Genomic DNA, 14,308 nt, shown 5'->3' with positions numbered 1-14,308 from the left:
CTAGAAAATAGGTGCATCCATGCAGATTTCGGTAAATGAGTTCCTGACACCCCGCCACATTGATGTGCAGGTTGTCAGTCCAACCCGCGCCAAGATCACTCTCGAGCCTCTCGAGCGTGGTTTTGGCCACACCCTGGGCAACGCGCTGCGCCGCATCCTGTTGTCCTCAATGCCCGGCTGTGCAGTAGTCGAGGCCGAGATTGACGGTGTGCTCCACGAGTACAGCGCCATCGAAGGTGTACAGGAAGACGTAATTGAAATCCTGTTGAACCTTAAAGGTCTGGCTATCAAGCTGCACGGCCGTGACGAAGTTACGCTGACCTTGTCGAAGAAGGGTTCGGGGGTGGTTACCGCTGCCGATATTCAGCTGGATCATGATGTCGAGATCGTTAACCCCGATCACGTAATCGCTAACCTGGCGTCTAATGGCGCCCTGAACATGAAGCTCACCGTAGCTCGTGGTCGTGGTTATGAACCGGCCGACTCGCGTCAGAGCGATGAAGACGAAAGCCGCAGCATTGGTCGCTTGCAGCTTGACTCTTCGTTCAGCCCGGTTCGCCGTATCGCATACGTGGTGGAAAACGCCCGTGTCGAACAGCGTACTAACCTGGACAAGCTGGTTATTGATCTGGAAACCAACGGTACTCTGGATCCTGAAGAGGCTATCCGCCGCGCTGCAACCATTCTGCAACAGCAGTTGGCTGCGTTCGTCGACCTCAAAGGTGACAGCGAACCAGTGGTAATCGAGCAGGAAGACGAGATCGATCCGATCCTGCTTCGCCCGGTTGACGATCTGGAACTGACTGTACGTTCGGCTAACTGCCTTAAGGCGGAAAACATTTACTACATCGGCGACCTGATTCAGCGTACCGAAGTAGAACTGTTGAAGACTCCGAACCTGGGCAAGAAATCCTTGACTGAAATCAAGGACGTTCTGGCCTCCCGCGGTCTGTCCCTCGGCATGCGCCTCGACAACTGGCCGCCTGCAAGTCTTAAGAAGGACGACAAGGCGACTGCCTGATCGTCGTAATCACCGAACGTGAGTTTGGTAAGGAATGAACCATGCGTCATCGTAAAAGTGGTCGTCACCTGAGCCGTACCAGCTCGCACCGCAAGGCCATGTTCCAAAACATGGCGGTGTCGCTGTTCGAGCACGAGCTGATCAAAACTACACTGCCGAAAGCTAAAGAACTGCGTCGCGTTGCTGAGCCGCTGATCACTTTGGCCAAGACAGACAGCCTGGCTAACCGCCGTCTGGCTTTCGACCGTACTCGTTCGAAAGCTATCGTTGGTAAGCTCTTCAACGACCTGGGCAAGCGTTACGCTACCCGTGAGGGTGGCTACCTGCGCATCCTCAAGTGCGGTTTCCGCGCTGGCGACAACGCGCCTATGGCGTACGTCGAGTTGGTTGATCGTGCTACTGCCGGCGAAGCTGTAAGCGCCGAGTAAGACGACAAGCTGCAACGAAGAACCGGGCCTAGCGCCCGGTTTTTTGTGCGCGTAACAAAAGCGCGATTTGTACAAGCTTCCTCAGATAGACATCAGCACTATAGGAACTGGGATTGTTGGTAGTTATTTTCTATTGAAGCCTGCAATTTAATGAATTTGTAGGCGTCATGTTAATGGTCAATACTCCCCTCCAAGCCGATTAGCCGGCAGATCCAAGCCCGACCTGAGGAAAATTGAGCATGAGCCAAAATAAAATCCTTACTACCGCCAGCGGCGCGCCCGTTGCGGATAACCAGAATTCCCGTTCCGCCGGTCCGCGCGGTCCCTTGTTGCTCGACGATTTTCACCTGATCGAGAAGCTGGCCCACTTCAACCGTGAAAATATCCCGGAGCGTCGGGTACACGCCAAAGGCTCGGGTGCCTACGGTACATTCACCGTCACCCAAGACATTACCCAGTACACCAGCGCCAAGCTGTTTGGCGCCGTTGGCAAACAAACGCCGACCTTCCTGCGGTTCTCCACGGTGGGCGGTGAGCGCGGTTCGGCGGATACCGAGCGCGACCCACGTGGCTTCGCTTTGAAGTTCTACACCGAAGAGGGTAACTGGGACATCGTGGGTAACAACACACCGGTGTTCTTCATCCGCGACCCGTTGAAGTTTCCTGATTTCATCCACACCCAAAAGCGTTTGCCGCAAAGCAATCTGAAAAGCGCGCAGATGATGTGGGACTTCTGGTCGCACTCCCCAGAGGCGCTGCACCAGGTCACCATTCTGTTTTCGGATCGTGGCATTCCAGACGGTTATCGTCACATGCACGGCTTCGGTAGCCACACTTACAGCCTGATCAATGCCAAGGGCGAGCGTCACTGGGTAAAGTGGCACTACAAGACCAAGCAGGGCATCAAGAACCTTGCGCCGGCTGAGGCTGCACGTCTTGCGGGTACCGATCCTGATTACGCCCAGCGCGACCTGTTCGGGGCGATCGAGCGTGGTGATTTCCCAAAATGGCGCGTCTGTATCCAAATCATGACTGAAGCCCAGGCCAATGCTCACTACGAGAACCCCTTTGACGTGACCAAAACCTGGTCGCAGAAGGAATTCCCGTTGATGGAAGTCGGCGAGTTGGAGCTCAACCGCAACCCGCAAAACTACTTCGCTGAAGTGGAACAAGCTGCATTTGGCCCGAGCAATATGGTTCCTGGCGTGGGTCTGTCGCCTGACCGCATGCTGCAAGGTCGCGTCTTCGCCTACGCCGATGCCCACCGCTACCGTGTTGGCACCAACCACCAGCAACTGCCGGTGAATGCCCCGCTTAGCCCAGTGAACAGCTACCAGCGCGACGGTTCCATGGCATTTGGCAGCAACGGTGGTGCAACGCCCAACTACGAGCCAAACAGCTACGCCGATGCACCGAAGCAAGCTCCACAGTACGCCGAGCCTGCCCTGGCCCTGAGCGGCGCCGCTGATCGTTATGATCACCGCGAAGACACTGATTACTACAGCCACGCCGGTGCGCTGTTCCGCCTGATGAACGATGAGCAGAAAGCCCTGCTCACCAATAACATCGCCGGTGCGATGGGTGGGGTTTCCAGCGATGTGGTCCAGCGCCAGTTGGCGCACTTCTACAAGGCCGATCCTGCGTACGGAGAAGCAATCGCAAAGGCACTGGGTGTATCGCTTAACTGACTCTAAACGATAAGCAGAACCGCCCTCATTTGGGCGGTTTTTGCGTTATTTCAGCTACTTTTCTCCGGAAATGTTCACTTTTCTGCCGTTAGTCCCGTGACCTCAGAGTCAGCATGGTTCAAACTACAGACTTTCAAGCAGGGAGATGTAGGGCGATGCAAGGTCACCCCGACGTAATCGATTACCTCAACACGTTGCTGACGGGCGAACTGGCAGCTCGTGACCAATATTTCATCCATTCGCGTATGTACGAAGACTGGGGCTTTACCGAGCTCTACGAGCGTATCAACCACGAAATGGAAGAAGAGGCGCAGCATGCCGATGCTCTGATGCGTCGCATCCTGATGCTCGAAGGCACGCCGCGTATGCGTCCCGACGATCTGGATGTGGGCACCACAGTGCCTGACATGCTCGCTGCTGATCTTCGCCTTGAGTACAAGGTGCGTGCCGCACTCTGCAAGGGCATCGAGCTCTGCGAGCAGCACAATGACTATGTCACCCGGGAAATCCTGCGGGTACAGTTGAATGACACCGAAGAAGATCACACCTACTGGCTGGAAAAGCAGTTGGGCCTGATCAAGCTGATTGGTCTGGAGAACTACCTGCAATCGCAGTTCTGACCACCCGCTACGAAAAAGCCCCTGTCGCCGTGAGGTGACAGGGGCTTTTTCATGGGGCTGGGAATCAGGCCCGATCGCGAGCAAGCAATGGTTTCAAGTAATAACCGGTGTGCGATTGCGGCATCTCGGAGACCTGCTCCGGCGTGCCCACCGCAATGATCTGGCCACCCTTGGAACCACCTTCCGGCCCCAGGTCCACCAGCCAGTCGGCCGTCTTGATCACATCCAGGTTGTGCTCGATGACCACCACTGTGTTGCCGTGGTCGCGCAGTCGATGCAGCACGTCCAGCAATTGCTGGATATCCGCAAAGTGCAGCCCGGTGGTGGGCTCATCGAGGATATACAGAGTCTTGCCGGTATCGCGTTTGGACAGCTCACGGGATAGCTTCACCCGTTGCGCCTCACCACCAGACAACGTGGTCGCCGATTGCCCCAGCTTGATATATGACAGGCCCACGTCCATCAGCGTCTGCAGCTTGCGCGCCAGCGCGGGAACCGCGTCGAAGAACTCGCGAGCTTCTTCGATCGTCATCTCCAGGGTCTCGTGGATGCTCTTGCCCTTGTATTTGATCTCCAGGGTTTCGCGGTTATAGCGCTTGCTCTTGCACACATCGCACGGCACGTAGATGTCCGGCAGGAAGTGCATCTCCACCTTGATCAGGCCATCGCCCTGACACGCTTCGCATCGCCCACCCTTGACGTTGAACGAGAACCGGCCAGGCCCGTACCCACGAGAGCGGGACTCCGGCACACCGGCGAACAGTTCGCGAATCGGTGTGAACAAGCCGGTGTAGGTCGCCGGGTTGGAACGTGGGGTCCGGCCAATCGGGCTCTGGTCGATATCGACCACCTTGTCCAGATGCTCCAGGCCCTTGATGCTATCGTGCGCCGCCGCTTCCAGGGTGGTCGCGCCGTTGAGGGCGGTTGCACTCAATGGAAACAGCGTGTTGTTGATCAGTGTCGATTTACCCGACCCCGACACACCGGTCACGCACGTCAGCAGGCCCAATGGAATCTCCAGGTCAACATTGCGCAGGTTGTTGCCGCGCGCGCCCTTGAGGTGCAACGCCATCTTCTTTTTGCGTGGCGTACGCTTGGCCGGCACTTCAATTTTCACACGGCCGGACAGGTACTTGCCGGTCAACGAATCCGGATGCGCCATCACCTCGGCGGGTGTGCCCTCGGCGACAATGTGTCCACCATGCACGCCAGCGCCCGGGCCGATATCGACCACGTAGTCCGCCAGGCGGATCGCGTCTTCATCGTGCTCGACCACGATCACGGTGTTGCCGATATCCCGCAAATGTTTGAGCGTGCCCAGGAGTCGATCATTGTCGCGCTGGTGCAAGCCGATCGACGGCTCATCGAGGATGTACAGCACGCCGACCAAGCCAGCACCAATCTGGCTGGCCAGGCGAATACGCTGTGCTTCGCCGCCGGACAGGGTATCGGCACTGCGATCCAGCGATAGGTAGTCCAGGCCCACGTTCACCAGGAACTGCAGACGCTCGCGAATTTCCTTGAGGATCTTGTCGGCAATTTCCCCGCGACGTCCGGTCAGCTTGAGAACACCGAAGTATTCGCAGGCATCGCCAATCGGCAGGTTGGTCACTGCCGGCAAGGTTTTCTCACCCACCCACACATGCCGTGCCTCGCGACGCAGGCGAGTACCCCGGCAATCCGGGCAGGGCTGGGTGCTGAGGAATTTCGCCAACTCTTCGCGCACGCTGGCCGATTCCGTTTCGCGGTAACGCCGTTCCAGGTTCGGCACAATGCCTTCGAACGGGTGCGAGCGTTTGACGATATCGCCGCGGTCGTTCAAGTATTTGAAGTCGACGTTCTGCGAGCCGCTGCCGTTGAGAATCACCTTCTGCTGATCCGCCGGCAGTTGGTTGAACGGCACTTCGAGGCTGAATTTATAGTGGGAGGCCAACGATCCCAGCATCTGGAAATAATAAACGTTGCGCCTGTCCCAGCCACGTATCGCGCCCTCCGCCAACGTCAGATCACCGTTAACCAGACGCTTGATGTCGAAGAACTGCTTTACCCCCAGGCCATCGCAGGTCGGGCAGGCACCTGCCGGGTTGTTGAAGGAAAACAGCTTGGGTTCCAGCTCGCTGATGGCATGGCCACAGATCGGGCAGGCAAAGCGCGCGGAGAAGATGATCTCTTCGCCGGGCTCGTCGTCCATCGGTGCTACCAGGGCAATGCCGTCCGCCAGCTTCAACGCGGTCTCGAACGATTCCGCCAGGCGCTGCTGCAGGTCGGCGCGCACTTTGAAGCGGTCGACCACGACATCAATGGAGTGCTTCTTCTGCTTGTCGAGCTTCGGCGCCTCGTCCAGCTCATACAGTTTGCCGTTGATCCGCGCGCGCACAAAACCCTGGGCACGCAGTTCTTCGAAGACCGAAAGGTGTTCGCCCTTGCGCTCGCGGATCACCGGTGCCAGCAGCATCAACTTGGCGCCTTCAGGCTGGGCCAGCACCAGATCGACCATCTGACTGACGGTCTGGGCTTCCAGCGGAATGTCGTGGTCCGGGCAACGCGGGATACCGACCCGCGCATACAGCAGGCGCAGGTAGTCGTAGATTTCGGTAATGGTGCCCACGGTGGACCGCGGGTTATGGGAGGTCGACTTCTGCTCGATGGAAATCGCCGGCGACAGGCCTTCGATGGTGTCGACGTCGGGCTTTTCCATCATCGACAGGAACTGGCGGGCATAGGCCGACAGCGATTCCACATAGCGACGCTGACCTTCGGCATACAGCGTGTCGAACGCCAGGGACGATTTGCCGGAGCCGGACAGGCCGGTGATGACGATCAGTTTGTCCCGCGGCAGGGTCAGGTCGATATTCTTCAGGTTGTGGGTTCTAGCCCCACGAATCAGGATCTTGTCCAAGATGGCCTCGCACGGCGGGCATAAATAATGCGGGAGTATACGACGGAAGACTGGATGAATATACACTGTCAAAGTGCCGGGTGCAGCCTTACATGAAAGCTGCGCGGCAAAGCGCCGCATATACCCTCTCAATCGATGGGACTGGTAGAATCGCCGCCGGTTCACACGAGGTTTTTCCATGCACGATCCCCACAGCGAACGCATGAGTAGCGGCGAGACCCGAGCAGCTAGCGGTCTGGCACTGGTGTTCGCCTTCCGTATGCTGGGCATGTTTATGGTGTTGCCGGTACTGGCGACCTATGGCATGGACCTCGCCGGCGCGACCCCGGCACTGATCGGCCTGGCGATTGGAGCCTATGGCCTGACCCAGGCGATTTTTCAGATTCCGTTCGGAATCATTTCCGACCGCATCGGCCGGCGCCCGGTGATCTACCTGGGGCTGATCGTGTTCGCCCTCGGCAGTGTGCTCGCCGCTCAGGCCGATTCGATCTGGGGCGTGATCGCCGGACGTATCCTGCAGGGTGCCGGGGCGATTTCTGCTGCGGTGATGGCGCTGTTGTCGGACCTGACCCGCGAACAGCACCGCACCAAGGCCATGGCCATGATCGGCATGACCATCGGCCTGTCGTTTGCCGTCGCCATGGTGGTCGGCCCGCTGCTGACGCGCGCGTTCGGCTTGCATGGCTTGTTCCTCGCCACCGGCGGCATGGCGCTGATCGGTATCCTGATCGTGGCCTTCATGGTGCCGCGTTCCACCGGCACCCTGCAGCATCGCGAGTCCGGTGTGGCGCGCAAGGCGCTGTTGCCGACGCTCAAGCACCCCGACCTGCTGCGTCTGGATTTAGGTATCTTCGTATTACACGCGATGCTCATGTGCAGCTTCGTCGCCTTGCCCCTGGCGCTGGTACAAAAAGCCGGTCTGCCCAAGGAACAGCACTGGTGGGTCTACCTTACTGCGCTGTTGATTTCGTTCTTCGCCATGATCCCGTTCATCATCTATGGCGAGAAAAAACGCAAAATGAAACGAGTTTTGCTGGGCGCCGTCGCGACATTGATGCTCACTGAACTATTCTTCTGGCAGTTCGGCGACAGCTTGCGGGCGCTGGTGATCGGCACGGTGGTGTTCTTCACCGCGTTCAACCTGCTGGAGGCTTCGCTGCCTTCGCTGATCAGTAAAGTTTCACCGGCCGGTGGCAAGGGCACGGCGATGGGGGTGTATTCCACCAGCCAGTTCCTGGGCTCCGCACTGGGCGGCATCATGGGTGGCTGGATGTTCCAGCATGGCGGTTTGTCGGTTGTGTTCCTGGGATGCGCAGGTCTGGCTGCCCTCTGGCTCGCCTTTGCTGTTACCATGCGCGAACCTCCCTATGTGACGAGTCTGCGCTTGCCGTTATCGCCCGAAGCGATTCGCGAAGCTGGCTTGGCCGAGCGCCTCAAGGCCGTCGCTGGGGTTACCGATGCCGTGGTTGTTGCTGAAGAAGCCGCCATCTACATCAAATTGGACACCGAATTATTGGATCGCGCGACGCTCGAGCAACTGGTCAACCCAGTGCCGACAGCGCGCCCAGCTTAGGAGAACGTTATGGCCCGTGGGGTTAACAAAGTCATATTGGTCGGTACGTGCGGCCAGGATCCCGAAGTTCGCTACTTGCCCAACGGTAACGCCGTGACCAACCTGAGTCTGGCGACCAGCGAACAGTGGACCGACAAGCAGACCGGCCAGAAGGTCGAGAAGACCGAATGGCACCGTGTGTCGATGTTCGGCAAGGTTGCAGAGATCGCTGGTGAGTACCTGCGCAAAGGTTCGCAGGTCTACATCGAAGGCAAACTGCAAACCCGCGAGTGGGAAAAAGACGGCATCAAGCGTTACACCACCGAGATCGTGGTCGACATGCAAGGCACCATGCAACTGCTGGGCGGCCGTCCACAGGGCGACCAACAGGGGCAGGGTGGCATGTCCAACTCGGCACCGCGTCCACAACAGTCGCGTCCACAGCCAAGCCAGCAGCCACAGCGTGAGTCGCGTCCAGCGCCCCAGCAGGCCGCTGCGCAACCGGCGCCGGATTTCGACAGCTTTGATGACGATATTCCGTTCTAACGCAGCTTTCAGTACCGTAACCCATAAAAAAGCGAAGCCATTAATCTGGCTTCGCTTTTTTTATGGCCACAGATTTTTGTGAAGTAACAACTGCGTGCCTGGGATCAACTCGTATGCTGCAGCAGCGGATACAGCGAAATCACCAGCAACGCCGCCATGCCGAAATTGAACATGCGCAGCCAGCGCGGGTTGCGCAGCACGTTGCGCAGTACACTGCCGAACCCCGCCCATACCCCCACGCTTGGGGCGTTGATCAGAGCGAACACCGTAGCGATGATCACCACGTTCATGGTGTAGCCCTGCAAGGGCGTGTACGTGCTGATCGCACCAATTGCCATGACCCACGCCTTGGGATTGACCCACTGAAACGCCGCTGCGCCCCAGAACCCCAGGGGCTTGCCTTTACCTTCGGTGTCTTCTGATGCCGGGCCGGAACGGGCGATGTTCCATGCCAGGTACAGCAAGTAAGCCGCGCCCGCATAGCGCAGCACGGTGTAGAGCACCGGATAGGCGGTAAAGGCTGCACCCAGCCCAAGCCCCACGGCCAATACCAGCACCAGGAACCCGGAGCTGATACCCAGGATGTGCGGGATGGTGCGCTGGAAGCCAAAGTTGACGCCCGAGGCCAACAGCATGGCGTTATTGGGGCCAGGGGTGACGGAAGTGACAAACGCAAACAAAGCAAACGCCAGCATTAAATCAAACGACAAGGACATGGATATTTCCTGGAAACGGGCCTTCGCGCTTACCTGCCACCCGGACAGCGCGGGATACAGGTGCAGTGTGGCCACTTGTAGTTGGAGTCAGAACAACGAACTGAGAAAACCAATGGCAACCATCGAGTAGAACGCTGCACAAATCAGCCCGAAGGACTTGCGCGTCCGGGTGAAAAACGGTTCTGCCGAATGGGCGGAAAACGCTAAGGCGTAGGTACAGAAAATCAGGAAACCCAATAGCGCACAGGCCGCCACCAGCACGAAACTGGCCCAGGCCGGCGCGTTGACGCTCAGGCCCACGGTGGTCACCGTGAACCAGGTCAAGGCCGCCTTGGGGTTAGTCAGGTGAATGCCCAACCCCTGCAAATAGAAGCCCAGGTTGCGCGTCTGCTTTTCCCGTACTTTGGCTACCGTCGTGGCGTTGTGCGCCAGCGCACTGCGCACCGACTTCCAGGCCAGGAAAAACAGATAGCAGGCGCCGAACACTTTTAACCACAGGATGATCTGGGTGTTGGACATCAACAACGCCGACACGCCTGCGGCGGTCATCGCGCCCCAGCACAACGACCCGGAAATCACCCCGGCCGCCAACGCCAGGCCCGGTGTGCGCCCGTAGTTCAAGGAGGTGTTGGCGATGGCCAGGTTGCCCGGGCCAGGGCTGGCGGTGCCGATCACGTAGACCCCCAGTGCCGCTGCAAAACTCGAAAACTCAAACATAGATGCACTCATACCCGTCGCGCCAGCGCGCAGTGAGCACTTCAAGCCACCCGTGGCTTGAAGTGACGGCCAAGAAAAAGCTATTTGAAGCAACGATGATCCGGCTCCTGGGCGCGGATCTTCTCCATCCAGGGCTTGAGTTCCGATTGCTTGTACAGGCGCTCGCCCCAATTTTCCGGCGAGACCGGCAGTGGCCGTCCCAGCAGGATGTAGTCGGTGAGCAGGTGGATGAACTGCTGCAGGCAATAGGCACCTACGTGCAAGCGCAACGATGAAGCCGTCTCGGCGGGTGCGACGTTGAAACGCGCCACATTGATGATCTGCCCGCTGTCCACCGAAGGGGCCAGGTGATGGCAGGTCGAGCCGTAGGTTTCATCGTTGTAGTAGATCGCGTAATGCTGGCTGCCCAGGCCCCGGTACTTGGGCGGTGCCGGGTGCAGATTGATCGCGCCTTTGCGGGCATTCTTGTAGATGCTCGGCGGAAAAATGAAGTCGCCACGGTAGGAGATGATCCAATCGCCTTCCCAGTTATCCAGATGGTAAGGATAGGGATCGCCCGGGTCCCAGCAAAACACCTCAAGGTTGGAGAATACGGTCTTGGCGAATTCCACGCCGTGATCGCACCAGTCCATGGTGCACACCGACAGCAGGACCTTGTCCTTGCATGGCTCGATTGTCTGCATCTTCACTTCTCCATTTCCAGGTAATGTGGGTGACAACGCCCGCCCCCCGTCAAGACCGCGCTGTCGCTAGTACGCGACAGCCCTGACCACTGCGTTGAAGCGTTCGACCATTTGCCCCAGCTCCCCTTCGCTGGTGATAAACGGCGGTGCAAACAGCACATGATTGCCGTGCGTTCCCTGCACGGTGCCGCTGCCGGGATAGATCAACAGGCCGCGCCGCAACGCCTCTTGCTTGAGCGCCGCGGCATACGCGCCGCCGCCCTTGAACGGCGCCTTGGTGGCGCGGCTCTCGACAAACTCGACGCCCACGAACAGCCCGCGCCCGCGCACATCACCGACGATATCCAGGTCAGCCAGGCTTTCCCTGAGCCAGGCGCGCAATTGCTCACCGCGTTGGCGCACTTGCGCCAGCAGGTCTTCGTCCTCGATGACTTGTTGCACTTCCAAGGCAATGGCACAGGCCAGCGGATGGTTGACGTGGGTCTGGCCGTTGCCCAGCACGCCTGAACCACGGGCCATTACCGAGTGCACCTGGTCGCTGATCAACAGCGCCGAGATCGGCATGTAGCCCGCCGCCAGGCCTTTGCCGACCGCGACCATGTCCGGCACGATGCCGTCGTCGGCGTAGGCGAACAGCTGCCCGGTACGCCCCATGCCGGCCATCACCTCATCGAGGATCAGCAGCACATCGTGACGCTCGCACACGGCCTTGATCTTGCGAAAGTAACCGGGCACCGCAGGCACCGCGCCATTGGTGGAGCCCACCACGGTCTCGGCAAAGAACGCCGCGACGTTTTCACTGCCCAGGCTGCGAATTTTGGCGTCCAGTTCATCGGCCAGGCGCGTGGCGTACTGCTCTTCGCTTTCGTCGGGCCGTTGATCACGGTAGGCGTAGCATGGCGAGACAAACTCGGCCGCCGCGAACAGTTGACCAAACACCGATTGGCGCTGCGGGTTACCGGAGATGCTCAAGGTGCCCAGGGTGCTGCCGTGGTAGCTCTGCCGGCGGGAAATGAACAACGACTTTTCAGGCAAGCCGCGCTCGCATTGGTACTGGTAAGCGATTTTCATCGCCAGCTCCATCACCTCCGAGCCGCCGGATAAAAACTGCGCACGCGCCAGGCCGCCACTGGCTGCCACCAGGCGTTCGGCCAGTTCCTCGGCGGCGGCGGTGGTGAAGCTGCCCGCGTGCGCCCACGCCAGTTTCTTCGCTTCGCGCTCGAATGCCGCTGCGATACGCGGATGGCCATGGCCCAGGCTCGACACCGCGACACCGCCGCAGGTGTCGAGGTAGCGTTTGCCCGTTGCATCCTCAAGCCACACCCCTGCGCCGCCGACCGCCAGGATCGGCGAGGTGTTGAGATTTTTGTAAATCACTTTTGACATGCGCGCGGTTCCTTGGGCGATTGGCCTTACGGGTTACTTACGGAGTGATCCCAAGCCGTCGGCGCCTGGTGAAAGCGCCGCCCGAAACGGGACGAATGAAACACCGAACGCGTCAGCCCGATGGGCAGCAACACAACGATAAACATCAAAAACGCAAGAAATCTCAGCACGGTAAAAGCTCCAAAGAGTGAAGGGGGTGGGGATCAGTCCAGCGGGATCTCGCTGCGCCAGTCAACGGCCTCGACGAAGGCCGGCTGGGCGGGGCGCTCAAGCACGTAGCGGCCCAGAACCAGCACGTCCATTTCCGTGCGCATGAAGCAGGCGTACGCTTCCTGCGGCGTGCACACGATCGGTTCGCCACGCACGTTGAACGAGGTGTTGACCAACACCGAGCAGCCGGTGTGCTCCTTGAAACTGCGCAGCAGGTAGGTGAACGGTGCGTTGTTTTCTTCGGTCACCGTTTGCACCCGCGCCGACAGGTCGACGTGGGTCACCGCCGGCAACTGCGAGCGAATATGGTTGATGCTGCCCAAGCCCCGCTCGGGGCCGCCTTCTTGCAGCGACTGCTGGGATTTGATCGAGTCGGTGACCGGCGCGACCATCAACATGTACGGGCTTTTTTCGCAGATATCGAAATAGTTGCCGGCGTCTTCGGCCAGCACGGCCGGGGCGAAGGGGCGGAACGACTCGCGGTATTTGATCTTCAGGTTCATGGTGCGCTGCATCTCGGGGTTGCGCGCATCGCCGAGAATCGAACGCGCGCCCAAGGCCCGTGGGCCAAACTCCATGCGCCCCTGGAACCAACCCACCACCGCACCGTCGGCCAGGCGACTGGCGACCTGGTCATACAGCCCGGCGTCGTCGTAGCGGGTAAAGGGGTAGTGGTTTTCCAGCAGGAACTGGGCGATTTCTTCGTCGCCAAAACCCGGCCCCAGCAGGCTGCCGCTCATGGCGTCGGACTTGTTGCCATCCAGGTGCGGACGACCGCTGTGCTTGACCGCAAAATCCAGCGCCGCCCCCAGGGCACAACCGGCATCGCCGGCCGCCGGCTGGATCCAGATCGAATCGAAACGCCCCGAGCGGCTGAGCACACCGTTGGCCACGCAGTTCAACGCCACGCCACCGGCCAGGCACAGGTTGCGCTCGCCGGTCTGCTTGACCGCGGCGGTGGCCAGGCCCAGTACCACTTCCTCGGTGACCTTTTGAATCGATGCGGCCAAGTCGCACTCGCGCTGCGAGATCGGGCTTTCGGGTTGACGGATCGGCCCGCCGAACAGCGCCTCAAAGGCCTCGCCCACCATGCGCTCGCCGCGCAGGTACTCGAAGTACTTCATGTTCAGGGTGAACGAGCCGTCCTCGCGGATATTGATCAGTTCGTCGCGAATCTTGTCGGCGTAGATCGGCTGGCCATACGGCGCCAGGCCCATGAGCTTGTACTCGCCGGAGTCGACCTTGAACCCGCAATAGTAGGTCATGGCCGAATACAGCAAGCCTACGGAATGGGGGTAGGAGATCGAGTTTTTCAGTTCAAGTTGCGAACCCTGGCCGTGCCAGATGGTGGTCGAATGCCATTCGCCGATACCGTCGATGCACAACACCGCAGCGTTCTTGAACGGCGAGGGGTAAAACGCCGCCGCCGCGTGAGAACGGTGATGCTGGGAGGCCTGGGTGCGTGGTGCCTTGCCCCGGCCCATGATTTCAAGTTGCTCGTCGACGAACTTGAGCACGTTCCACTTCCAGCGAATCCATTCCGGCATCGCATTGATGAACGTACGTGCGCCGCCGATGCCACCGCTGGCAAACGAGGAAATCACCCGGGAGAATTTTTCCTGGGGGTCTTCGTAGTAGACCACTGCCTGCAGGTCAGCCAGGGTGATGCCCTCGGCGTCCAGGCAGTAGGCAATCGCCTGGGCCGGGAACGCCGGGTCGTGGCGCACGCGGGTGAAGCGCTCTTCCTGGGCGGCAGCGACGGGCACGCCGTCCTTGACCAGGGCCGCCGCACTGTCGTGATAGAAGGCAGAAATCCCTAAAACATAAATAGCCATTTAACTG

12 protein-coding genes are annotated in these 14,308 nt (G+C 59.4%); 6 read left to right on the top strand and 6 right to left on the bottom strand.

The features are described from left to right. The first annotated feature begins 19 nt into the window (after positions 1 to 19). The 4 genes from rpoA to bfr all read left to right on the top strand — a co-directional run bounded on the left by rpoA (position 20) and on the right by bfr (position 3,757). Positions 20 to 1,021 carry a DNA-directed RNA polymerase subunit alpha gene (gene rpoA, locus PSH66_RS26745; RefSeq protein ID WP_003176403.1) on the top strand — a complete coding sequence of 334 codons (1,002 nt, stop codon included), beginning with the start codon at positions 20 to 22 and terminating at the stop codon, positions 1,019 to 1,021. 41 nt (positions 1,022 to 1,062) lie between these two features. Beyond that, complete coding sequence (rplQ, locus tag PSH66_RS26740; RefSeq protein WP_003176402.1) at positions 1,063 to 1,449, top strand: 50S ribosomal protein L17; 387 nt, start codon at positions 1,063 to 1,065, stop codon at positions 1,447 to 1,449. A gap of 239 nt (positions 1,450 to 1,688) precedes the next feature. Next, positions 1,689 to 3,137, top strand: coding sequence for a catalase (locus PSH66_RS26735; RefSeq protein ID WP_003176401.1), 1,449 nt, complete (start codon positions 1,689 to 1,691; stop codon positions 3,135 to 3,137). Between the two features lie 155 nt (positions 3,138 to 3,292). Beyond that, positions 3,293 to 3,757: a bacterioferritin gene (gene bfr / locus PSH66_RS26730; protein ID WP_003176400.1), complete on the top strand. Its 465-nt coding sequence runs from the start codon at positions 3,293 to 3,295 to the stop codon at positions 3,755 to 3,757. 64 nt (positions 3,758 to 3,821) lie between these two features. On the opposite strand, the gene uvrA is transcribed toward bfr, so the two are convergent. Beyond that, positions 3,822 to 6,656, bottom strand: a complete 2,835-nt coding sequence (gene uvrA, locus PSH66_RS26725; protein ID WP_305427971.1) for an excinuclease ABC subunit UvrA — start codon at positions 6,654 to 6,656, stop codon at positions 3,822 to 3,824. A gap of 178 nt (positions 6,657 to 6,834) precedes the next feature. On the opposite strand from uvrA, the gene PSH66_RS26720 reads away from it, so the two are divergent. After that, positions 6,835 to 8,229 (top strand): MFS transporter, encoded by a 1,395-nt coding sequence (locus PSH66_RS26720; protein ID WP_003176398.1) that lies wholly within the window; start codon positions 6,835 to 6,837, stop codon positions 8,227 to 8,229. 9 nt (positions 8,230 to 8,238) lie between these two features. Then, entirely contained in the window at positions 8,239 to 8,754 is a 516-nt protein-coding gene (locus PSH66_RS26715) for a single-stranded DNA-binding protein (protein WP_003176397.1), read from the top strand. A gap of 104 nt (positions 8,755 to 8,858) precedes the next feature. On the opposite strand, the gene PSH66_RS26710 is transcribed toward PSH66_RS26715, so the two are convergent. The 5 genes from PSH66_RS26710 to PSH66_RS26690 all read right to left on the bottom strand — a co-directional run bounded on the left by PSH66_RS26710 (position 8,859) and on the right by PSH66_RS26690 (position 14,301). Then, positions 8,859 to 9,470 carry a LysE family translocator gene (locus PSH66_RS26710; RefSeq protein WP_003176396.1) on the bottom strand — a complete coding sequence of 204 codons (612 nt, stop codon included), beginning with the start codon at positions 9,468 to 9,470 and terminating at the stop codon, positions 8,859 to 8,861. 87 nt (positions 9,471 to 9,557) lie between these two features. Then, complete coding sequence (locus PSH66_RS26705) at positions 9,558 to 10,187, bottom strand: LysE family translocator (RefSeq protein ID WP_003176395.1); 630 nt, start codon at positions 10,185 to 10,187, stop codon at positions 9,558 to 9,560. Positions 10,188 to 10,267: 80 nt separating this feature from the next. Beyond that, positions 10,268 to 10,870: a formyltransferase family protein gene (locus PSH66_RS26700; RefSeq protein ID WP_003176394.1), complete on the bottom strand. Its 603-nt coding sequence runs from the start codon at positions 10,868 to 10,870 to the stop codon at positions 10,268 to 10,270. 66 nt (positions 10,871 to 10,936) lie between these two features. Next, positions 10,937 to 12,256 (bottom strand): aspartate aminotransferase family protein, encoded by a 1,320-nt coding sequence (locus tag PSH66_RS26695; protein WP_305427970.1) that lies wholly within the window; start codon positions 12,254 to 12,256, stop codon positions 10,937 to 10,939. A gap of 203 nt (positions 12,257 to 12,459) precedes the next feature. Further along, positions 12,460 to 14,301, bottom strand: a complete 1,842-nt coding sequence (locus tag PSH66_RS26690) for a carbamoyltransferase (protein WP_003176391.1) — start codon at positions 14,299 to 14,301, stop codon at positions 12,460 to 12,462. Between the last annotated feature and the right edge of the window lie 7 nt (positions 14,302 to 14,308).

The organism is Pseudomonas sp. FP597 (assembly GCF_030687435.1).
Taxonomy (GTDB): Bacteria; Pseudomonadota; Gammaproteobacteria; order Pseudomonadales; family Pseudomonadaceae; genus Aquipseudomonas; species Aquipseudomonas lactucae.
This window is presented reverse-complemented; position numbering and strand designations above follow the sequence as displayed.